The organism is Massilia sp. NP310 (assembly GCF_019443485.1).
GTDB lineage: Bacteria > Pseudomonadota > Gammaproteobacteria > Burkholderiales > Burkholderiaceae_D > Telluria > Telluria timonae.
Genome location: NZ_CP080379.1, coordinates 2191707 through 2212449 on the forward strand (window position 1 = coordinate 2191707; position 20743 = coordinate 2212449).

The window sequence follows — 20743 nt, forward strand, 5'->3', positions numbered from 1 at the left end:
TTTGTCATTGACAGTAAGGCTTAGGTCCGATTGCGCGCCTGCCGCGTCGATGGCTCACTAGTGCCATGGCGGCCGGTCGCACGGCGCATCAAACGGCCCGGCGTAGTCTGTTCGCAAACGAAAGGAAAGTCTATGCGGGCTGTCCCGATCCGATTCCTGTGCGCCGCGGCCTGGATGCCGCTGGCCTGCCTGGCGGCGCCGCAGAACGCGCCACCGGCGCAGTCCACCGCGCCGGCCCCGCCCCCAGCCCCGGCCCCGGCCGCGCAGCCCGATCTCGAGCCCGAGGCCGTTTCCGCCCTCGGCGCCATGGGCGCCTACCTGCGCACCCTGCCCGCTTTCGAAGTCGTCGGCCGTGCCACCACCGAGACCGTGATGGACGACGGCATGAAGCTGCAGTTCGACAGCACGGCGAACCTCAGGGTGCGCCGGCCCGACCGCCTCCAGGTCGACGTCGCCAACGACCGCAAGCAGCGCCAGATCTTCTATGACGGCAAATCGGTGACCGTCTACGGCCAGCGCCTCAAGTACTACGCCACCGTCGCGGCGCCGCCGACCCTGCGCGAGACCGTCGACGCGCTGGGCACGAAATACGGCATCGAACTGCCGCTCGCCGACCTGTTCTATTGGGGGACGGAACAGGCGCCGGTGTCCGACATCCGGGCCGCGCATTACATCGGCCCGGCGACGGTCGGCAGCCTGAAGGCCGGGCACTACGCCTACCGCCAGGAAGGCGTGGACTGGCAGGTCTGGATCCAGGACGGCAAGACGCCGCTGCCCCTGAAGCTGGCGATCACGGCCAGCGGGCAACCGGGCGAACCGACCCATACGGTGTGGCTGCGCTGGAACCTCGCGCCGCGCTTCACCGATGCCACTTTCTCCTTCCGGCCGCCGCCGGGCGCGATGAAGATCGCGCTGCAGACGGCCGACGGCAAGGTCGCGTCCATCAAATGAACGGGGGAGAACCCATGCCGCTCACTCCAGGACATCGGCGCGTCATCGGTGTGCTGCTCGCGCTGGCGGTCGTCCTCATCGCCTACGAGGCCGCCGCCCAGCGTGGCGCGGGACGCGTCGGCGGCGCGGCGGTCAGCCGCAGCGGGAGCGCCCAGGTGCATCGCGGCGCCTATGGCGGCAATTACCACGCCTCGAGCAGCGTCAGCCGCACCTCGGTCAACGGCCACGCCAACGTCAACCGCAACGTCAACGTCAACCGCAATATCAATGTGGATGTCGACCACGATTACTACCGCCCCGGCGCGGGGCTGGCGGTGGCCGGCGCGGTGGCGGTGACGGCGGCGGCGATCGGCTCGGTGGCATATTCGATCCCGTCGTCCTGCGTGGCCGTGGTCCGGGCCGGGGTCACCTACCAGCAGTGCGGCAGCACCTGGTACCAGCCGCAGTACGCGGGCACCAGCGTGAACTACGTCGTGGTCGCGCCTCCAGGATGAGAACGAGGCGCGCTTGCGCGACGGCGGCCGGCCTGGCCTGGCTCTCCTGCCAGCCCGTCCGCGCGCAGGAGGAACAAGAGCTGGCCAGGAAGCTCGCCAATCCCGTGGCCGCGATGATCAGCGTGCCGCTGCAATCCAATTATGACCGGCACGATGGTCCCACGCGCGATGGCCGCAGGTACACCATGAACGTGCAGCCGGTGGTGCCCGTCACGCTCAACCCGGATTGGACCCTGATCAGCCGCACCATCGCGCCGCTGGTCAGCCAGCACGACCTGGCGCCCGGCGCCGGCGGCCAGCACGGCATCGGCGACATCACCCAGAGCTTCTTCATCTCGCCGTCGCGGCCCGCGGCGCACGGCATCGTCTGGGGCGCGGGGCCCGTGTTCCTGCTGCCCACCGGCAGCGAGAGCGCGCTCAGCGCGCGCCAGTGGGGCATCGGCCCGACCGGCGTGGTGGTCAGGCAGCACGGCCCGTGGACTTGGAGCCTACCCCGGTAGGTGGGAGGCTCTCATGGCGCGCTGGCCAATCACATCTGGTCCTTCGCCGGCCATGACGACCGGCCGAACGTCAGCGCCACCTTCGTCCAGCCCTTCCTCAACTACACCACCAGAACCGCCTGGACCTTCGGCATCAACACCGAGTCCAGCTACGACTGGAAGCAGGAACAGTGGTCGGTGCCGGTCATCGTCACCGCCAGCAAGCTGATCAAGGTCGGCCGGCAACCGATATCGATCGGCGCCGGCCTGCGCTACTGGGCCGACAGCCCGAGCGGCGGGCCGCGCGACTGGGGCCTGCGCCTGAGCGTGACCTTCCTGTTTGCCAGGTAGGCGATGCGCCGGCGGGTTCGAAAGCCCGCCGGCATGCCATTCTCAGAACAGGTAGGAGAACGCGATCCCCACCGTCCACTGGTCGGCGTCGCCACGGCCCTCCACCACCGGGCTGTCCTTGGCGTCGTCCAGCAGCCGCTCATAACGCCCGCCGACCGTCATCAGCCATTCCGGGTTCAGCTGGGTCGTCAGGCTGAAGGGAATCTTGATCGAGGTGACCGACGGGTCGGGGTCATAGGGCACGCCGAGCCGCTCCGGGTACAGGAAATCGTCGCCGCCCCCGACGCCGAAGTACTTGCGGTTGAAGTCGTTACTGGCGAAGAACAGGCCAAAACCGATGCTGCCGATCAGCTGCATGCCGGCGACCGGCTGCGGGAAGGGGTGGATGTAGTTGACGCGCACGTTGCCGGTGGCGCCGTTGTACACATTATTGGTGTTGCCGACCACGTCGGCGCTGAACACCAGCTTGTGCATCGGCTGGCCTTGCGTCAGCGGCATGTGATAGGCGACGAAGGCGCCGATCTCGGTGGCCGTGGCGACCGGACGCATGCGCGAGACGATCTCGTCGTCGACATCGTCGTCGCGCCGCATGCGCCAGCGAATCAGCGGACCGGCGCGCCAGTCCTTGCGCGGCACCAGGTTGGCCATGATCTCCGGACCGAGCACCCGGACGTAGCGGTCGGATCCGAAGTTGTAGTGCAACACCGGCGCCACGGCGGCCTGGTAATCGGACGAGCCGTAATAGTCGGGCACCGCGAACACACCCAGGCCCACCAGATTGCGTTCCTCGAGTAACTCGACTGGGAGCACGTCTTGCGCCGCGGCGAGCGGTGAACAGAGCAGCGCCGCGGCGATGGCGAGGCTGCGGGGGCTGTGCGTGAATGTCTTCATGACTGACCTCTCGGAGCTAGGGGGTGGAACATCAGGGCCGCCCCGGCGCCATTCGCCGGTGCGCTTCGCACTGCTGATGGTGTGTAGACAGTCGGCGCCGCGTTTTGTGCCCCTGCCTCGTCAAGAACGTCGTGCGTCGACAGCGCTACGGCCAAGGTCCACTACCGCGCGCACCCGCAGAATGCTTATGATCGTGACTGGCCCAAAATGAAAGAGCGGGATGGAAGCGCTGGTGCATGCGACCGCCGGCTGGATCGCGCTCGCCCTCGACGCGCTCGCGGTGCTGACCGTGGCCGCCGGCGCGCTGGAGGCGCTGGCGCGCGTGCTGGCACTGTGCCTGCGGGGCGCCGCCACGCCGGCGCGGGTGCACGCGGCCTTCATCGGCTTCGGCGACTGGCTGGTGGTCGCCCTCACCTTCCAGCTTGCCGCCGACATCGTCGGCACCACGATCGCGCCCGGCTGGGACGAACTGGGACGGCTGGCCGCGATCGCGGCCATCCGCACCTTCCTCACGTTTTTCCTGGACCACGACCTGGCCCGGGCCCTCGCACGCGAGCTGGCCGAGCAGGAACGCAACGGGGCGCAGCCCGTCAAGGCTGCGCCCCGCGATCCCGGCTGACGGCGTCACCGCCGGACCGGAACACGATCAGGAGAGAATCAGTCGAACATCAGGCGAACGCCAGTTCGACGCGTGGCCGGCTGGCCGGCGGCAACGGGCGCTGCGGCAGCGCCAGCGATGACGGCGCGACCGGACCGACGTCGATGTCCGGATGGTGGGTATTGAAGAAGAAGTTCAGCATCGGGTGGCGCGCCTCGGCCCAGCGCTGCTGGAAGGTGGCGATCTCGAACGCCATGATGCGATGCGGGATATTGCCCACGTGACGCAGCGGCACCAGACCCAATTCAGGGAACACGTCGACGAACATCAGCTGATCGTATTGCCTGTCCACGGGTGGACGGCCGGTCGCCACCGAGTAATCGATAGCGTTGTCTTCGCAATACATGAAGCAGGCCTTGATCAGTGCAATCTTGACCATGCGGCCGACCCGGCCTTCGTCGATGCCGAGGCGGGTCGCCTCGACCAGGCGCTTGCCCTGCAGCCAGGCGGGCAGGACGATCGATTCCTCGACGCCCAGGGGGCGGTAGAGGTTGGTGCGGATGCGGGTGCTCCCGATCGGCGTGCCGTCCAGCTTGGACTCGGCCAGCAGGACGATGGTGTCGGCATCGTAGTCGGCCGCCTCGGGCTGCGCCAGGCTGCGGGCGAAATCCGGGACATGGCGGGCATAGGCGGCGTGGCGGATGCGCACGGCCTTGAGAAGATCCGCTTCGGTTTCTACCCGGCGGACGGTGAACGGCAAACGCTCGATCGCGCCTCCAGCGACCGGCGCGCGCGCGGTGCGCGGACGGGTCGCTTTCGGGGGGGTGAACACGGCTGCTGGAAACAGCTCCATGGCGGTACTCCTGGTTGGTAAGTTGAAACAGGTTTGGTCTGGATCAAATTATCAATCCGCTCACGGAAATTCGAACTGTTGAGCAGGCGTGCTTTTTGCCCTCTATTTAATAGTAAGTACACCAGTAGTTTTATGACAAAGTTGTTGGCTTTGCCCAACGAAAACCACCAGAAATCACAAGTATTGCTTTACATCAACCTCGCCGTTCCTGACACGCGGATCGAACCGCCCGCCTCGTCGCCGATCTCGGCCGTCAAACGCGAACGCGCGCCCATGTCTTCGCCCTGGACGATCTCGATCCGTCCGCCATGCGGCCAGCCGATGTCGCGCAGGTAGCCGGCCAGTGCCGCGGTGCCGGCGCCGGTGGCCGGATCTTCATAGACGCCGCCCGAGGCGAAGGGATTGCGGGTGTGGAATAGCTGCGGATGCTCGGCCCAGACCAGTACAACCGTCACCAGGCCGTGTCCCAGCATCAGCGCCCGGCCGGCGTCCAGCTCGTAGCGCATCGCCGCGAGCAGCGCGCGGCTCGACAGCGCCAGCACCAGGTGGTCGGCGCCGCCATGGGCCAGCGCCGGCGCGATGCGCGGATCGAGATCGGCCCGGGTGTAGCCGAACAGCGCCAGCGCCGCATCGACCAGTTGCGGCTCGGCCGCCCGGCTCCAGGTCGGCGGCGACTGCAGCGCCGCGTGCACCCGCTCGCCCTCGCGCCGCCCCTCGACCGTGATGCTGGCCGCGTTCAGGGTCAGCGCGTAGCGGCCGTCGCCGTGGGCGCGGGCCAGCGCGGCGCCGAGGGCGATGGTGGCGTGGCCGCAGAACGGCACCTCGGATTCGGGCGAAAAATAGCGCACCCGCCAAGCCTCGCCCTCCGGCGCGGCGAAGGCGGTTTCCGAGAACCCGACCGCGTGCGCGATCCGGGCCATCTCGGCGGCCGGCGGCAGGGCGGCGCCGATCCAGACGCCGGCCGGATTGCCGCCCTGGCCGTTGTCGTCGAAGGCGGCGATGCGCTGGATGTCGTTCAGGTTCATGGCAATCTCCCTTGGTGAATGCACGATACTACCGCTTCGCCCCTTCGATCTTCGGCAGCAGCGCCGCCATGATGCCCAGCAGCGGCAGGAAGGACGCGATCCGGTACACCTGCTCGATGCCGTGGATGTCGGCGATATGGCCCATGGCCGCCGCGCCGACGCCGCTGATGCCGAACATCAGGCCGAAGAAGATGCCCGAGATCAGGCCCACCTTGCCCGGCACCAGCTCCTGGGCGAAGACGACGATGGCCGAGAAGGCCGACGACATCACCAGCCCGATCACGACCGACAGCACGCCGGTCCAGAACAGGTTCGCATACGGCAGCATGATGGTGAACGGCGCCGCGCCCAGGATCGAGAACCAGATCACGCGCTTGCGGCCGATCTTGTCGCCGATCGGGCCGCCGGCGAAGGTGCCCGCGGCGACCGAAGCCAGGAACAGGAACAGGTAAAGCTGGGCGGTGCCGACCGGCAGGTGGAATTTCTCGATCAGGAAGAACGTGTAATAGGTCTGCAGGCTGGCCATGTAGATGTACTTGGAGAAGACCAGCAGCGCCAGCACCACCAGGGCCTGGACCACCTTCTTGCGCGGCAGCTTTGGTCCCGCGTGCTGCGCGGCCTTCTTGACCATGTTCATCAGGTGGTTGCTGTACCAGCGGCTGACGCCGACCAGCACCGCCACCGCGACCAGCACCAGCAGCATGAACCAGGCGATCTCGCCCTGCCCGCGTCCGACCACGATGGCCGCCGCCAGCAGCGGTCCGAGCGCCGAGCCGGCGTTGCCGCCGACCTGGAACAGCGACTGGGCGAAGCCGAAGCGCCCGCCCGAGGCCAGGCGCGCCACGCGCGAGGCCTCGGGGTGGAAGGTCGAGGAACCGATGCCGATCATCGCCGCCGCGGTGAGCAGCATCGGGAAGCTGCCGGCCCAGGCCAGCAGGCCGACGCCGAGCAGGGTCACGCACATCCCGGCCGGCAGCAGGAAGGGGATCGGACGCCTGTCGGTGTACAGGCCGATCCAGGGCTGCAGCAGCGAGGCGGTGCACTGGAAAGTCAGGGTGATCAGGCCGACCTGGGCGAAGGTCAGGTCGAATTCATGCTTCAGGAGCGGATAGATCGACGGCAGCACGGCCTGCACGCAGTCGTTCAGCAGGTGAACGAAGGCGACCGAGAACAGGATTTGCATGACGGTGCCGGAAGCGGCGGGGGATATCGTGGAAGGTGAAGACGGTGATGTGGACATGGGACGACGGACTCGGATTGCGCCAACGCGGTATGGACAATCCGACAGCATATGCCAAATCCGCCGAACGCGCAGGGCCGGTGCTTCCGGTCCATGCGCGTTCGCGTCGTGCGCGACGTTCCGTTACTTCACGGGCACAAGGCGAATCGCCTGCCCACCGCCCGGCGCCAGCACCATCTTGATGGTGTCAAGGCTGGTGACGTTGCGCTTCTCGATCACGATGTCGAAGCGGCGCTTGTCGTCGCGGTAGTCGGCGTTGTCGCCGTCGCGGTAGATCTCGGCCACGTAGGTCTTGCCGGCGTCCAGGAAGTCCAGCTTCAGGTCCAGCGTGCGCCTGGCGCCATCGGTCACCGAGCCGACGTACCAGGCGCTTGACGCGCGGTCCTTGCGCGCGATGGTCACGTATTCGCCCACCGCGCCGTGCGGCACGCGGGTGTCTTCCCAGTCGGTCGGCACGTCCTTGATGAACTGGAACGGGCCCGGATAGCGCTCGTAGTGCTCGATCAGGTCGGCCGCCATCACCACCGGCGAATAGATCACGACAAAGTTGGCCAGCTGCTTGGCCTGGGTGGAGTTGAACGGCTTCTTGTCCTTGCCCTCCAGGCTCAGGATGCCCGGCGTGTAGTCCAGCGGGCCGCTCAGCATGCGGGTGAACACCAGGTTGGCCTCGTGGTCGACGCTGTTGACCGGATTGCCCCAGGCGTTGTACTCGACGCCGCGCGCGCCTTCGCGCGAGATCCAGTTCGGATACGTGCGGCGCAGGCCGGTGTCCTTCACCGGCTCATGGGTGTTGATCGCGATCTTGTAGCGCGCCGCCTCCTCGACCACCTTCTGGTAGTGGCGCACGCCCTCTTGCGAATCGGTGTAGCCGAAGTGGACCTTGCCGTTCTTGCCCATGAACTGGGCCGCGCCGCCGTCGGTCACGTAGCCGGTCTTGATGCTGTCCACGCCGTGTTTCGCGTACAGCTTGAAAGCCGCGTCCATCTGCTTCTCGTAGTGCGCGACATTGCCGCCGGTCTCGTGGTGACCGATCAGGTGCACGCCCTTCTTGCGCCCATAGTCGGTCACGGCGGCGATGTCGAAGCTCGGATGCGCCTTCGTGAAGTCCATGTCGGCGCCGTTGCCGGCCCAGTCGCTGTCCCAGCCCGGGTTCCAGCCCTCGACCAGCACGCCGCGGAAACCGTTCCTGGCCGCGAAGTCGATGTAGCGCTTGGTGTACTCGGTGGTGGCGCCGTGTTTCGGACCCGAGGCCCACGACTTGGTTTCCAGGTGCATGTCCCACCACACGCCGACGTACTTCGACGGCTTGACCCAGGAGACGTCGCCCAGCTTGTTCGGTTCGTTCAGGTTCAGCACCAGGTCGGACATGTACAGGCCGGCCGCGTCGTCGGCGATCTGCATCGTGCGCCATGGCGTGGTGAAGGCGCCGGTACGCACCACCGGGTTGCCGGTGGCGGACGGGGTCAGGTGCGCGCGCAGGCGCTGGCCCTCGACCCGGCGCAGCCACATCGAGGCATAGTCGACCAGGGCCGCCTCGTGGAAGGCGATGTGGGTGCCGTTCTCCATGCGCACCGTCATCGGGGTGTTGGCCATGCCCACTTCACGCAGGGGCGACTTCTGGATCGGGTATTCCAGCGCCCAGACTTCGCCCGCCTGCTGCCACCAGGCGGTGGCCGGCTGCGCGACCACGAACTCGGTCAGCTCGTCGGCGATGTGCAGCGCGCGGTTGTTCGGCTGCTTGGGGAACTCGTAGCGGAAGCCCAAACCGTCGTCGAACACGCGGAACACGATCGCCAGGCGGCGGCCATCGTTCTTCTTGACGTCGACCCGCATCTGGCGGTAGTGGTTGCGCACCGTGCGGCGCTCGCCCCAGGGCTGCTCCCAGGTGCTGTCATGGTCGGTGACCACCTGGCGCTCGATCTTGAAGCCCGAGTCGAGCGGCTTGTCGCTGCCCAGCACGAAGCCCAGGCGCGACGGCGCGATCACCTGCTGGCCCTTGCGTTCGACCTGGTACGACAGGCGTCCGTCCGGCGCGACCTGCACCGACACGTTCAGCACCTTGCCCGGCGACTCGACGCTCGCGCTCGTCGCATCAAGCGCGAAGGCGCTCGAGCTCACCACCATGCCCAGCACCACGCAGCAATGCGTGGCCAGGCTGACATTCATGAATCTGGAAACCATATCTCTCCTTGTTTTACTTCACCAGCACGCGGTAACTCCACGGTGCCATTTCAACATCAAGCGATCCGCCCACCTCGACCTTCGCGCCGGTGGCGAAGTCGCGGTACGACCCGTGATGCAGCGTCTTGTCGAAGCTCGCCTTGACCGGCTTGTCCGACAGGTTCAGGGCGACGAACACCTTGTCCTTGTCGTTGGCGCGCACGAAACTCAGGACCTGGGCCGGCGCATTGTTCGGCACCTGCACCATCCGCGCGCCGTATTCGCCGTTCCACAGCGCCGTGTTCTGTTTCTTCAATGCGATCAGCTTCTTGTAGAGCGCCGTGTAGGGCGACGCCTTCCACTCGATCGGGTCGCGCTCGAAGAAGGCCAGGCGCTTGGTGTTGCCCGCTTCCTGGCCGTTGTAGACCAGCGGGATGCCTTCGCTGACGAAACTGAACACGATCGCCGCGTCGACCGCCGGGCCGAAGGCTTCGAACTCGGTGCCGTCCCAGGCGTTCTTGTCGTGGTTCGTCGTGTACAGCATGCGGTAGGCCTGGCGCGGATAGAACTTCGCGTTCCAGGCGTAATACGCGTGCAGGCGGGTGGCGTCCGAACGGCCGCGCGCGATGTCGTGCAGCGCGTCCCACCAGGTCCAGGCATAGCTGGCGTCGAAGGCGTCGCGGTGCATGTCGCGGCTCTCCCACTCGGCCAGCATGAACACCGGCTTGATCGCGCGCAGCTCGCGGCTGGCGTGGTCCCAGAAGTCCTGCGGCACCAGTCCGGCGGCGTCCACGCGATAGCCGTCGATGCCGGCCTCCCGCACCCAGAACTTCATCGCATCCGTCATATAGCGGCGCAGTTCGGGCTTGCCGTAGTCGAGGTCAATGATGTCGTCCCAGTTGAACCAGGGCGTCGGCTGCGGCTTGCCATCGGCGCCCCTGGCGTACCACTCCGGGTGCTGCGTCATCAGCACGTTGTCCCACGAGGTGTGGTTGCCGACCCAGTCGATGATCACGCGCTGGCCCAGCGCATGGGCGCGCTCGACGAAAGCGCGCAGGTCGGCCATCGTGCCCAGCTCGGGATTCACGGCGCGGAAGTCGCGCACCGCGTAGGGACTACCCAGCGACCCCTTGCGCTTGACTTCGCCGATCGGGTGGATCGGCATCAGCCACAGGATGTCGACGCCCAGCTCCTTCAGACGCGGCAGCTGGCCGGTCGCGGCCTTGAACGTGCCTTCCGGCGTGAACTGGCGCGTATTGATCTGGTAGATGGTGGCGTTCTTCGTCCAGTCGGCATGCTGGAACTGGACGTACTCCCGCGGCTGATAAAGATCGGCGGCCGGCGCCGCCAGCGCCGCCGGCGCGGCGGCCAGCAGCGCCAGCGTGGCCAGGGCATGGACAAGAACGGGTTTCATGGGCAGTCCGGTCATGGTCAGAACTTGTAGTTGAGACCCGCCGAGTAGGTGCGGCCGAAGGTGACGGTGTTGGTGTACACCGTCGGATCGCTGGTGTACTCGCGGAACGGTTCGTTGGTCAGGTTATGCCCTTGCAGGAACACCGACCAGCCCTGCAGCATGCCGCCCCGGAAATCGTAGGACACCTGGGCGTCGGCAATCGTCTCGCCCTTGATGAAGGTGAACTGCGATTCGCTGCGGTAGTCGAGGATCTGGCCGATGAAGCTGGAGCGGCGGTAGGCCGCCAGCGACACCTGCAGGCCGTGCTTCTCGTAGTACAGGCGCAGGCTGGTCACGTTGCGCGACAGGCCCGGCAGGCCGATCTCGGACACCGCGCCGTTGAACACCGGCGCATTGCTGCCGGTGACGAAGGCGCTGGTCGGCAGGCGCACCGAGGAATCGGTATGCGAATGGTTCACCTGCACGCCGAAGCCATCCAGCGCGTTCACGACCAGGCCGAACGGCAGGTTGGCCGACAGCTCGATGCCGCGCATGATGCCGCCCTCCCCGTTCTGCGGCATGGTCAGGAAGCCGATCGTCGAGCCGGCGTACTGGCCGGTGGTCGGCAGCGGCGTGCTGGCGCTGGTGTACTGGGCGAAGTCGAACATCTGCGGCGCATTGATCACGTAGTTGTCGAGCTTCTTGTAGAACAGCGCGGCGCTGACATAGCCCTTCTTGCCGAAGTATTTTTCGTACGACAGGTCGAGCGCGCGCGCTTCATAGGGCTTGAGTTCCGGATTGCCGGCGAAGCCGGTCAGCGCCGGGTCCTCGGCGGTGGCGCTCTGCAGGCCGAAGTTCATGCTGGCCTTCAGGTTGTCCAGGTTGGCGCGCGAGACCTGCTTGCCGGCGCCCAGGCGCAGCAGCTGGTCGTTGCCCAGGTCGAAGGTCAGGTTCAGGCTGGGCAAGACCTCCGTGTAGTCGACGCCGCCGGTCTTGACGACCGCCGGGCAGGTGTCGGTGGTGATGCCGGTGCAGTTGGCCAGGTCGACCTGGTTGCCGCTGGCGCGCTGGCGGGTGTCGACCACCTGCACGCCGATATTGCCGCTGTACGGCAGCGACATCAGGGTGCCGTCGAGTTCGCCCATCAGGTAGGCGGTGGTGACCTTCTCGCCCACCGTCCAGTCGCGCGCCAGCACGGTGGCGTCGACCCAGCGGTTCAGTTCATACAGCGAGCCCAGGCTGCCGGTCGGATCGAACGAGGCGACCGGGATGCCGGTCGGGCCGGCGACCTCGATGCCGCTGCCCGGCATCGGGATGCTGGCATAGCCGTCGCCGCCGCGCACCGACAGGCGGCCCTCTTCGCCCAGGCGCGACTTGTCGCGCTTGGTGTAGTTGACGCCGAAGCGCACCGCGGCCAGCGGGCCCCAGTCGGTGTCGCGCTCGGCCGACAGGCGCACCGCCTGCACCTTGTCGTCGATGGTCGGCAGCGCCAGGTAGCCGGCCTGCGGCGACAGCGGGCCGCCGCCCCAGCCGGCGACGTCGGTCAGCACGGCCACGTTGCGGTCGGCGTAGTTCAGGCTCGGGCTGTAGCGCACGTCGGCGAAGTTGTTGCCGTTGAAGCCGCTGTAGCTGATCGAGCCGAGCTGGCTCTCGGGCGTGTTGCCCGGCTGGCCGGCCATGGTCTCGAAATTGCTGATGCGCTTGGTGCCCTTCGAGTACGACAGGTCGTTCACGATGCGCCACTCGCCCACCTTGAGCTCGTTGTTCACGCCGAGCGACAGCAGGCGGTCCTTGTTCGAGAACAGGTGATTGCGCACGTCGCCCTTGTAGTTGCTGAAGGTGCCGGCGGTGACGATGCCGTTCTCGATGGTGGCGTCGGTGAGCACCGCGTTCGGATCGTAGATGCCGGTGCCGCCGACGATCGCGCCTTCGAGGCCGGTCTTCTTGGTCGCCTCTTCGCCGCGCGAGTAGAACGCGTCGAAGGTCGAGCGGAATTTGTCGTTGGGCCGGAACTGCAGGGTGACCGAGGCGCCGTCGCGCTCGGCCTTGCGGCGCGAGGTCTCGGCCATGAAGCCGTTGATCGCCTTGACGGTCTGGCCGTTGTAGTCGATGTCGGCGGTGTTGGCGCCCCAGCTGTCGAATTTGAGTTCGCCGCCGTTGTCCTGCTTGAACGAGGTGAGGCCGACCGACAGGCCCAGCTTGCGGCCGAAGTACTGGTCGACGTAGGTCAGCGTCTTGCGGTGGCCCGAGCCGAGGTCGGAACCGGAACCGAAGCCGATGCGCTCCTTGCGCGCATTGGCGGCGAACATGCGCTTGCCGAAATCGAGCGGGCGCAGGGTGCGCAGGTCGATGGTCGAGGCCAGGCCCTGGCCGATCAGGCTGGCGTCCGGCGTCTTGTACACCAGCACGCTGCCGGTCAGCTCGGACGGGAACAGGTCGAATTCGGGGCTGCGCGCATCGCTGGTGGAGGCCTGCTCGCGGCCGTTGAGCAGGGAGCCGTTGAAGGTCGGCGACATGCCGCGCACGCTGACCTCGGTCGCCTTGCCGTTGATCTTGCTGCGCTGGGTGGTCACGCCCGACAGGCGCGAGATCGACTGGGCGACGGTGGTGTCGGGCAGCTTGCCGATGTCTTCGGCGGACACGGCTTCGACAATCGACGTCGCGTTGCGCTTGATCTCGATGGCCGCCTCGATGCCGCGCCGGATGCCGGACACGTTGACGGTGGCGATCGGCGCCTCGCCCGAGACGGTCGCCGCGGGCCGGACCGCGTCCTCGGCGTCCTGGGCGCCGGCTTCCTGCGCGTGCAGGGGCGCCGCCATGGTCATCAACAGCGCACAGGCGCCTGCAACCGGATGCAACTGGAAAAGCTGGCGCCGCGCGCCATCCCGACGTGTCGTCATGTCTGTCTCCTGATTATATTTATTCCAACTTGGTGTTGGTTGGATGCGATGGTCCAATATCACGCGGGCGGGGTCAACGCATGCGCTGAAGCGAATCTGAAGATTCACCAAAGCCCTGTCGCTACGCCGCGCTGGTAAACTCGCGCCATGAAAATTCTCATGATCGAAGACGATCTCGCCATCGGCCAGGCGCTGTTGTCGGTATTCCAGGACGAGGGCCACACGGCGGTGTGGCTGCGCCTCGCGGCCGACGCCGGGGCGCGCATCCGCGACGAGGCCTTTGACGCGGTGGTGCTCGACCTCGGCCTGCCCGACGGCGACGGCAACGACCTGCTGCGCGCGTTGCGCGCCGACGGCGTGCGCCTGCCGGTATTGATCATCAGCGCGCGCGACAGCCTGCAAGACCGCCTGAAGGGCTTCGACCTGGGCGCCGACGACTACCTGATCAAGCCGTTCGAGATCCCCGAGCTGCTGGTGCGCCTGCGCGCCATCGTGCGCCGCAGCCACGGCACGCTGGAAGAGAACCTGTGGACATCGGGCGACATCGTGCTCGACGAAAACCGCATGGCGGTGACGCGCGGCGGCCAGCCGGTCACCCTGTCGAAGACCGAGTTCGCGCTGCTGCTGACGCTCATGAAGCAGGCCAACCGGGTATTGACGCGGGTCGAGCTGGAGCGGCGCGCGCTGCCCGCCGGCGAGGGCCAGAGCCAGACCCTGGACGTGCACATCTTCAACCTGCGCAAGAAGATCGGCGAAGGCGTGATCCGCACCGTGCGCGGCGTCGGCTACATGGTGCAGCAGGATGCTTAGGCGGCTGGCGAACCGGCCGTCGTCGCTGTTCCAGCGCCTGATGTTCAGCTTCACGGGCGTGATCATCGGCGTGGCCATCATCGGACTGGTGTGGGTATTCCTCGAGGCCAAGGCCACCCAGCGCAGCCGCACCTTCAGCGAGAACAAGGCTCACACCGCCAATATCCAGGCCCACCTGTCGGACGTCGGCCCGGATGTGGCGCGCATGCTGCCGGTATTGGCGGAGATCGAGGCGAACCGCGTGCGCATGTTCCAGGAACTGGATTACCACTCGCACGTGCGGGTGCGCGTCTGGCTGCACGGCCGCCTGATCTACAACTCGGCGCCGCAGTGGCCCGACCGGCTGCCCGAAGTCGCCACCCGCGACGCCTATTCCTGGGTGCGCTGGGAAGCGCACGACAAGGCCCAGGACATCCTGGTCGAGCGCAGCCACGAAGTCGACGACGAATGGATGTTCTCGATCGGCGGCGTCGGCTTCCTGCTGTCCTCGACCATCTTCAGCCTGCCGCTCCTCCTGATTCCCGCCTGGCTGATCGTCGGCATTGGCCTGCGTCCGCTGCGTTCGATCGCGTCAAGCATCGCCCAGCGTTCGGACGGCGACCTGACGCCCCTGCCCGATTCCATCTACCGCGAACTGTCGCCGCTGGTGGACGCGATCAACGGCCTGATGGCGCGCCTGTCGCAGCGCATCGAGCACGAACACGAGTTCCTGACCGACGCCGCCCACGAGCTCAAGACGCCGCTGGCGGCGATCCAGATCAATGCCCACGTGCTGCTCAGCCGCGCCGGCAGCGAGATGGCCGAGCGCTGCGCCGAACCGGCGGCCGGCCTGCGAAGCGGCGTGGCGCGCGCCACCCACACCGTGCACCAGCTGCTGGCCCTCGAGCGGGCGCGCGCCGAGCCGCAGGTCGACCATCCCTGCCCGCAGACCGACGTCGCCGAGTTCGTGCGCGACCGGGTGGCGGCGGCGGCCCACCTGGCGGTGCAGCGCAATATCGAGATCGAGTTCCACGCCGATGGCGACGGCAGCGTGCCGCTGCACCTGGAAAGCATGGCGTCGGCCGTCGATAACCTGATCAGCAACGCGATCAAGTATTCGCCGCAGGACAGCCGCATCGCGGTGCGCCTCCACCGCATCGGCCACATCTATCGGCTGGCGATCGCCGACCAGGGACCGGGCATCGACCCCGACCTGCGCGACAAGGTGTTCGAGCGCTTCTACCGGGTGCCGGGACAGGAGCAGTCGGGCAGCGGCCTGGGACTGGCGATCGCCGAACGCGGCGCCGCGCGCAACGGCGGCATCATCGTGCTGTCGGACGGCGAAGGCGGCCGCGGGTTGACGGCGACCATCGAGTTCGCGGGCGCCGCCGCCTGAGTCACTCCCCGAGGAACGGCAGCACGCGCCCGAGCAGCAGCTCGGGCGCTTCTTCCGCGATGTAGTGACCGCAGGGCAGCGCCCCGCCCTGCACGTCGTCCGCCACGCGTTTCCACTCCGCGATCGGCTCGAAACAGCGCCCCACCACGCCCTGCTCTCCCCACAATGCCAGCAGCGGCATCGTGAGCTTGCGGCCGGCGGATCGATCAAACCGGTCGTGTTCGAGGTCGATCGTGGCGGCGGCCCGGTAATCCTCGCAGATGCCGTGCGCCGCGCCCGGCAGCGCCAGGCAGCGCTGGTATTCGCGCAGCGCGCGCGGATCGAACGGCGCCAGGCCGGCGCTGCGCTTGCCCATCACGTCGCGCACGTAGGCGGCCGGGTCGGCCTCGATCAGGCGCTCGGGCATGGGCGCCGGCTGGATCAGGAAGAACCAGTGCCAGTAGGCGCGCGCGAACGCTTCCGAGGTCTGTTCGTACATCGCCAGGGTCGGCGCGATATCCAGCAAGGCCATCCGCTCGACTGCCTGTGGATGGTCCAGCGCCAGCCGGTGCGCCACGCGCGCGCCGCGATCGTGGGCCAGCACCTTGAAGGTTTCGAAGCCCAGCGAACGCATGACGGCCAGCGCATCGAGCGCCATCGTGCGCTTGCTGTAGTTGGCGTGATCAAGCGCCCCTTGCGGCTTGCTCGAGTCGCCATAGCCGCGCAGGTCGCAGGCGACCACCGTGAAACGCTCGGCAAGCTGGGGCGCGACCTTGTGCCAGATCGCGTGGGTTTGCGGGTGGCCGTGCAGGAGCAGCAAGGGCGGGCCCTCGCCGCCGACGATGCCATTGATAGTGACCAGTGGGTCGACTTCGACCCGCAAGGCGCGGAAATCCGGGAACAGTGCTGTCATCTTGCCTCTGCCAGTGTGAAGATTCGTAGGCTACCACCAGGACTATACGTCACTCCGGCAACAGCTCGACATTCTCGATCTCGCCGGCCTTGTTGAGCGAGAACTTCATCGTGACGTCGTCATGCGCGAAGCGCGCGCGGTAGACATACAGGCGCTTGCCGTTCTTCTCGCCGCGTTCCATCGGCTGTACCTCGGACAGCTTGCCGAAGTCCCGCATGTCCGCCCGCACCCAGCCCATGAACTGGGGCGAGAAGAATTCCCTGGCCGATGCCGACAGCCCGGGTGGCTGCTCACCGCGCTCGAAATAAGCCAGGATCTCTTTCGCGCGCGCGGTGGCTGCAGGCTCGGTGTCGGCGATCGGATGCTGCACCAGGGCCGGCAAGACCATGCGGGCGACCTGGTTGCCGATCTTTTCCACCGGCGCCGAGGTCGAATTGGCCAGCACGATCACGGCGAGCCGGTCGTCGACGAAGCGGTGGATCACGCTGCGAAAGCCCTGCCAGCGGCCGTTGTGCCAGACGCGCCGGTGGCCGTTGACCGGTTCCAGGCTCCAGCCGAAGCCATATGGCTGGGTGCTCCCGTCCTTGAGGGTGACCGGCGTCCAGCTGGCCTGGCGGATGCGCGCGGTCAACGGCTTGTCGCCATACAGCGCCAGGTCCCACAGGGCCAGGTCGTGCGCCGTCACGTACAGGCTGCCGTCGGCGGTGGCGTTCATCGTCGGCGATACCCATTCCTGGTTCTTGACCTGCCCGTCCACCAGCTCGTAGCCAGCCGCACGATGCGGCACGATATCGCGCTCGCTGATCACGCGCGCCGACATGCCCAGCGGCGCGAAGATCCGCTCGCGCAGCTGGTCACCATAGAACTTGCCGCCGACCTTCGTGCACAGGTAACCGAGCAGCTGGTAGCCGACGTTGCTGTATGCCCAGTCTTCACCCGGCTGGAAATCCAGCGGCAGCGCGCCGGCGATCGCGATCATTTCGTCGTCCGTGTAATCCTTGCGCAGGTCGATTTTGTCGCCCGGGTCGGCCAGGCCCGAGGTATGCGTCAGCAGGTGGCGCACGGTGACCTTCTTCCAGGCCGGCGGCGTGTTCGGCAAGTGGCGCGCGACCGGGTCGTCGAGCCCGAGCTTGCCATCCTCGACCAGCAGCATGACCAGCGCGGCCGTGAACTGCTTGCCGATCGACGCGGCCTGGAACAACGTCGCTGGCTTGACCGGCACCTGGTGTTCGAGGTTCGCCAGGCCATATGCCTGCTCGCGGACGATCTTGCCATCACGCACGATCGCCAGGCTCAGGCCAGGCGTCTGGCTGCGCTGCATTTCCGCCTTGATGAAGTCATCGATGGGATCGGCGCGGCCCCATGAAGAGGCGAGGAAGAGCAAAACGGCTAGCAATGTCCACAAACGCATAGGGTATCCTCGGTCAATTGGATGGAGTGAATTACTTCCCAACAGTAGCATTTAACATTGCCATGCAATAGCAACATTCTTACATGAAGATAAATTCATGCGCACCGCATGAGCTTTGATTATGCATTCCACATGTTCTTACATAAACCTGACATTTCGATAATTGTTGTAAAGATGCACGGCGGCGGTTTTAACGAATTGACACCATGAATGGTGCTGCGCAGTATGGACCAGAGGCAACCGCCTCGCCCTTTCCCAGGACCACCGCCGTAGAACAAAAAAAGGAATCAGCACCATGCAGAAAGCCAGGACGGAAAAAACAGCACTAGCTCTCGCCATCGCCGCGCTGTGCGCGGGCGCCGCCCATGCCCAGGAGGCCGCACCACAGGCCGAGACGGCCAGCAATGCCGCCACGGTCGTGGTCACCGGCACCCGCGTTGCCAACCGCACCGCGCTCGACACCGCCGCGCCGGTCGACATCATCTCGTCCGACACCCTCAAGAATGCCGGCAGCACCGAGATGAACCAGGCGCTGTCGATGGCCCTGCCCTCGCTGAACTTTCCGCGGCCCTCGCTGACCGACGGCACCGACACCATCCGTCCCGCCACCCTGCGCGGCATGGCGCCCGACCAGACCCTGGTGCTGGTCAACTCCAAGCGCCGCCACGCTTCGTCGCTGGTCAACGTGAACGGCTCGATCGGCCGCGGTTCGGCGGCGGTCGACCTCAACACGATCCCGACCGCGATCGTGAAATCGGTCGAGGTGCTGCGCGACGGCGCTGCGGCGCAATACGGCTCGGACGCGATCTCGGGCGTGGTCAATATGCGCCTGCGCACCGACCGCGATGGCGGCGAAGCGAGCGTCACCTATGGCGCGCGCAAGTCCGAATACGATTTGTGGAACGATGTGGCGCCCGCCGGCGGCACCTGGAGCGGCCCGGATTCGCGCAAGCGCACCGACGGCCAGACCGCCACCGTCAGCCTGTGGAAGGGCCTGGCCCTGGGCGAATCCGGCTTCCTGACCATCGCCGCCGAATACCGCGACCAGAACCGCACCGAGCGTGGGGGCTACGACATGCGCCAGCAGTACCCACGGGTGAACGGCGCCTTCGATCCGCGCGAGAACACGATCGACCGCTTCAACGCCTGGACCGGCGAACCTGACCTCGACCAGGCCACCTTGTTCGCCAACGCCGGCAACAACCTGGGCGGCGGCGTCAAGGTCTATGGCTGGGCGAGCTACCAGGACCGCGACGCCACCTCGTCCGGCTACTTCCGCCCGCCGCAAGACGCCCGCAACATCCTGTCGATCTATCCGGACGGCTTCCTGCCGCTGATCTCCCCCACCGTCAAGGACTTCTCGATGACGGGCGGCGTGACCTGGCAAGCCGGCCAGTGGGACATGGACGCCTCGCTCGGCTACGGCAAGAACAAGATGGAGTACACGATCGAGAACACCCTGAACCGCTCGCTGGGACCGACCAGCAAGACCGAGTTCTACGCCGGCGGTTATTCGTACGACCAGGCCGTGTTCAACCTGACCGGCGTGCGCAGCATCGAGCTGGCATCGCTGTCCTCGCCGCTGAACGTGGCGGTGGGCGTCGAGGCGCGCCGCGAAGGCTATGAGCTGTTCGCCGGCGAAGAGCAGTCGTGGAGCTATGGCGGCGAGGTGCTGCCCAACGGGACGCCGGCCGCGCCGGGCGCCCAGGTGTTCCCGGGCTTCCGCCCGGCCAACGAGGTCGACGCCCACCGCAACGCGGTTGGCGCCTTCATCGACCTCGAAGCGAACGTCACGCCCGAGCTCCTTGCATCGGCCGCGGTGCGCGCCGAAAAATACTCGGACTTCGGCAACAGCGTGGCCGGCAAGCTGGCGCTGCGCTACGATTTCAACAAGGCGTTCGCGCTGCGCGGCGCGATCCAGAACGGCTTCCGCGCGCCGTCGCCGCAGCAGCAGCACTTCACCGCGACGTCCACCAACTTCATCAACGGCATCCCCTACGAGATCACGACCTTCAAGCCGTCCGATCCGGTGGCGGTGGCCCTCGGCGCCAAGCCGCTCGACGCCGAGGAATCGGTCAACGCCTCGCTCGGCGCCGTGCTGCGCCTGGGCGGCGTGAGCGTGACGGTCGACGCCTACCGCATCGACATCGACGACCGCATCATCCTGTCCGAGAACCTCACGCAGGCCAATGTGCGCGACTACATCGCCAGCCAGGGCTTCATCGGCGTGGGCGGCGGGCGCTTCTTCATCAACGGCGTCGACACCACGACCAAGGGCGTGGACGTGGTGGTCAACTGGGCGCACAACGCCGGCGCGGCGGGCCGCTTCGACTTTACGCTGGCCGGCAACTTCACCGACACCGAGGTGACCAAGGTGCCGGTGACCGAGCAGCTGTCGAGCCTGAGCCCATCGCCAGTCCTGTTCGACCGCGTCAACGTGCTCTCGCTCGAGAAGGGCCAGCCGAAGAACAAGATCAGCGCCAACGTCGCTTGGCGCCTCGGCCCATGGGGCGCGACCCTGCGCGCCACGCGCTATGGCGAGGTGCTGTCGCCGGGCACCACGGCGGCCTTCGACTTCGAGCTGGGGGCCAAGACCGTGGTCGACCTGGAGGGACGCTACGCCGTCACGCCCAAGCTGACCCTGGCCCTGGGCGCGGACAACGTCTTCGACCAGTATCCGGAAACGCTGCCGCCGGCGCTCAACACCACGGGCAATACGCCGTTCTCGACCTATGCGCCGTTCGGCCGCTCGGGTCGGTATATCTACGGGCGCGCGACCTACGCGTTCTGACCACGAGCACGGTATGGGCGGCAGCCGCTCGCGGCCTCGCCGCCCATGTGCACGGAAATCGCGCCGCTGTTCAATTGAACGCCCCAGTAGCGGCAGAGCTGGTATGATGTTTCCATAAGACAATGCTCA

General features: G+C 66.8%; 17 protein-coding genes. 8 read left to right on the plus strand and 9 right to left on the minus strand.

What is annotated here, in order from left to right:
• The first annotated feature begins 132 nt into the window (after positions 1-132).
• Genes KY496_RS09480 through KY496_RS27115 form a run of 4 tightly spaced genes read left to right on the plus strand, consistent with a single transcriptional unit; the run spans position 133 to position 2275 of the window.
• Positions 133-951 carry a DUF2092 domain-containing protein gene (locus tag KY496_RS09480; RefSeq protein WP_005666575.1) on the plus strand — a complete coding sequence of 273 codons (819 nt, stop codon included), beginning with the start codon at positions 133-135 and terminating at the stop codon, positions 949-951.
• Positions 952-965: 14 nt separating this feature from the next.
• Positions 966-1445: a hypothetical protein gene (locus KY496_RS09485; protein WP_219864584.1), complete on the plus strand. Its 480-nt coding sequence runs from the start codon at positions 966-968 to the stop codon at positions 1443-1445.
• Positions 1442-1945, plus strand: a complete 504-nt coding sequence (locus KY496_RS27110; RefSeq protein ID WP_229520487.1) for a hypothetical protein — start codon at positions 1442-1444, stop codon at positions 1943-1945. The genes KY496_RS09485 and KY496_RS27110 overlap by 4 nt, the downstream gene beginning before the upstream one ends.
• On the plus strand, positions 1946-2275 hold the full coding sequence (locus tag KY496_RS27115; RefSeq protein ID WP_229520488.1) for a hypothetical protein: 330 nt from the start codon (positions 1946-1948) through the stop codon (positions 2273-2275). It abuts the gene before it with no gap.
• A gap of 42 nt (positions 2276-2317) precedes the next feature.
• Here the strand turns inward: KY496_RS27115 and KY496_RS09495 are convergent, their stop codons facing one another.
• Entirely contained in the window at positions 2318-3166 is an 849-nt protein-coding gene (locus tag KY496_RS09495) for a MipA/OmpV family protein (protein WP_071362080.1), read from the minus strand.
• A gap of 232 nt (positions 3167-3398) precedes the next feature.
• On the opposite strand from KY496_RS09495, the gene KY496_RS09500 reads away from it, so the two are divergent.
• A complete protein-coding gene (locus tag KY496_RS09500; RefSeq protein ID WP_219864585.1) occupies positions 3399-3785 on the plus strand; it encodes a DUF1622 domain-containing protein in 387 nt (128 codons plus the stop codon).
• A gap of 49 nt (positions 3786-3834) precedes the next feature.
• Here the strand turns inward: KY496_RS09500 and KY496_RS09505 are convergent, their stop codons facing one another.
• The 6 genes from KY496_RS09505 to KY496_RS09530 form a co-directional block, all read right to left on the minus strand.
• Entirely contained in the window at positions 3835-4617 is a 783-nt protein-coding gene (locus tag KY496_RS09505; protein WP_005666566.1) for a hypothetical protein, read from the minus strand.
• A 188-nt stretch (positions 4618-4805) separates the two neighbouring features.
• A complete protein-coding gene (locus KY496_RS09510) occupies positions 4806-5642 on the minus strand; it encodes a PhzF family phenazine biosynthesis protein (protein WP_005666564.1) in 837 nt (278 codons plus the stop codon).
• Positions 5643-5670: 28 nt separating this feature from the next.
• A complete protein-coding gene (locus KY496_RS09515) occupies positions 5671-6825 on the minus strand; it encodes an MFS transporter (protein ID WP_005666562.1) in 1155 nt (384 codons plus the stop codon).
• Positions 6826-7005: 180 nt separating this feature from the next.
• Complete coding sequence (locus KY496_RS09520; RefSeq protein WP_005666561.1) at positions 7006-9063, minus strand: glycoside hydrolase family 97 protein; 2058 nt, start codon at positions 9061-9063, stop codon at positions 7006-7008.
• 13 nt (positions 9064-9076) lie between these two features.
• Positions 9077-10456 carry an alpha-amylase family glycosyl hydrolase gene (locus tag KY496_RS09525; protein WP_219864586.1) on the minus strand — a complete coding sequence of 460 codons (1380 nt, stop codon included), beginning with the start codon at positions 10454-10456 and terminating at the stop codon, positions 9077-9079.
• Positions 10457-10473: 17 nt separating this feature from the next.
• A complete protein-coding gene (locus tag KY496_RS09530; protein WP_005666557.1) occupies positions 10474-13335 on the minus strand; it encodes a TonB-dependent receptor in 2862 nt (953 codons plus the stop codon).
• Positions 13336-13494: 159 nt separating this feature from the next.
• Here KY496_RS09530 and KY496_RS09535 point away from each other — a divergent pair, with 159 nt between their 5' ends.
• Positions 13495-14145, plus strand: coding sequence for a response regulator transcription factor (locus tag KY496_RS09535; protein WP_229409785.1), 651 nt, complete (start codon positions 13495-13497; stop codon positions 14143-14145).
• Complete coding sequence (locus KY496_RS09540) at positions 14138-15520, plus strand: ATP-binding protein (RefSeq protein WP_219864587.1); 1383 nt, start codon at positions 14138-14140, stop codon at positions 15518-15520. The genes KY496_RS09535 and KY496_RS09540 overlap by 8 nt, the downstream gene beginning before the upstream one ends.
• 1 nt (position 15521) lies before the next feature.
• Here the strand turns inward: KY496_RS09540 and KY496_RS09545 are convergent, their stop codons facing one another.
• Positions 15522-16412 (minus strand): alpha/beta fold hydrolase, encoded by an 891-nt coding sequence (locus tag KY496_RS09545; RefSeq protein WP_219864588.1) that lies wholly within the window; start codon positions 16410-16412, stop codon positions 15522-15524.
• Positions 16413-16461: 49 nt separating this feature from the next.
• Entirely contained in the window at positions 16462-17796 is a 1335-nt protein-coding gene (locus KY496_RS09550) for a serine hydrolase (RefSeq protein ID WP_229520489.1), read from the minus strand.
• A 322-nt stretch (positions 17797-18118) separates the two neighbouring features.
• On the opposite strand from KY496_RS09550, the gene KY496_RS09555 reads away from it, so the two are divergent.
• Entirely contained in the window at positions 18119-20614 is a 2496-nt protein-coding gene (locus KY496_RS09555; RefSeq protein WP_219864590.1) for a TonB-dependent siderophore receptor, read from the plus strand.
• Positions 20615-20743 lie beyond the last annotated feature (129 nt).

Bases quoted from the DNA above. Each gene is read 5' to 3' on its own strand.
- KY496_RS09480 (WP_005666575.1), top strand. From the start codon at position 133: ATGCGGGCTGTCCCGATCCGATTCCTGTGCGCCGCGGCCTGGATGCCG.
- KY496_RS09485 (WP_219864584.1), top strand. From the start codon at position 966: ATGCCGCTCACTCCAGGACATCGGCGCGTCATCGGTGTGCTGCTCGCG.
- KY496_RS27110 (WP_229520487.1), top strand. From the start codon at position 1,442: ATGAGAACGAGGCGCGCTTGCGCGACGGCGGCCGGCCTGGCCTGGCTC.
- KY496_RS09495 (WP_071362080.1), bottom strand. From the start codon at position 3,166: ATGAAGACATTCACGCACAGCCCCCGCAGCCTCGCCATCGCCGCGGCG.
- KY496_RS09505 (WP_005666566.1), bottom strand. From the start codon at position 4,617: ATGGAGCTGTTTCCAGCAGCCGTGTTCACCCCCCCGAAAGCGACCCGT.
- KY496_RS09510 (WP_005666564.1), bottom strand. From the start codon at position 5,642: ATGAACCTGAACGACATCCAGCGCATCGCCGCCTTCGACGACAACGGC.
- KY496_RS09515 (WP_005666562.1), bottom strand. From the start codon at position 6,825: ATGCAAATCCTGTTCTCGGTCGCCTTCGTTCACCTGCTGAACGACTGC.
- KY496_RS09520 (WP_005666561.1), bottom strand. From the start codon at position 9,063: ATGGTTTCCAGATTCATGAATGTCAGCCTGGCCACGCATTGCTGCGTG.
- KY496_RS09525 (WP_219864586.1), bottom strand. From the start codon at position 10,456: ATGAAACCCGTTCTTGTCCATGCCCTGGCCACGCTGGCGCTGCTGGCC.
- KY496_RS09530 (WP_005666557.1), bottom strand. From the start codon at position 13,335: ATGACGACACGTCGGGATGGCGCGCGGCGCCAGCTTTTCCAGTTGCAT.
- KY496_RS09535 (WP_229409785.1), top strand. From the start codon at position 13,495: ATGATCGAAGACGATCTCGCCATCGGCCAGGCGCTGTTGTCGGTATTC.
- KY496_RS09540 (WP_219864587.1), top strand. From the start codon at position 14,138: ATGCTTAGGCGGCTGGCGAACCGGCCGTCGTCGCTGTTCCAGCGCCTG.
- KY496_RS09545 (WP_219864588.1), bottom strand. From the start codon at position 16,412: ATGACAGCACTGTTCCCGGATTTCCGCGCCTTGCGGGTCGAAGTCGAC.
- KY496_RS09555 (WP_219864590.1), top strand. From the start codon at position 18,119: ATGCAGAAAGCCAGGACGGAAAAAACAGCACTAGCTCTCGCCATCGCC.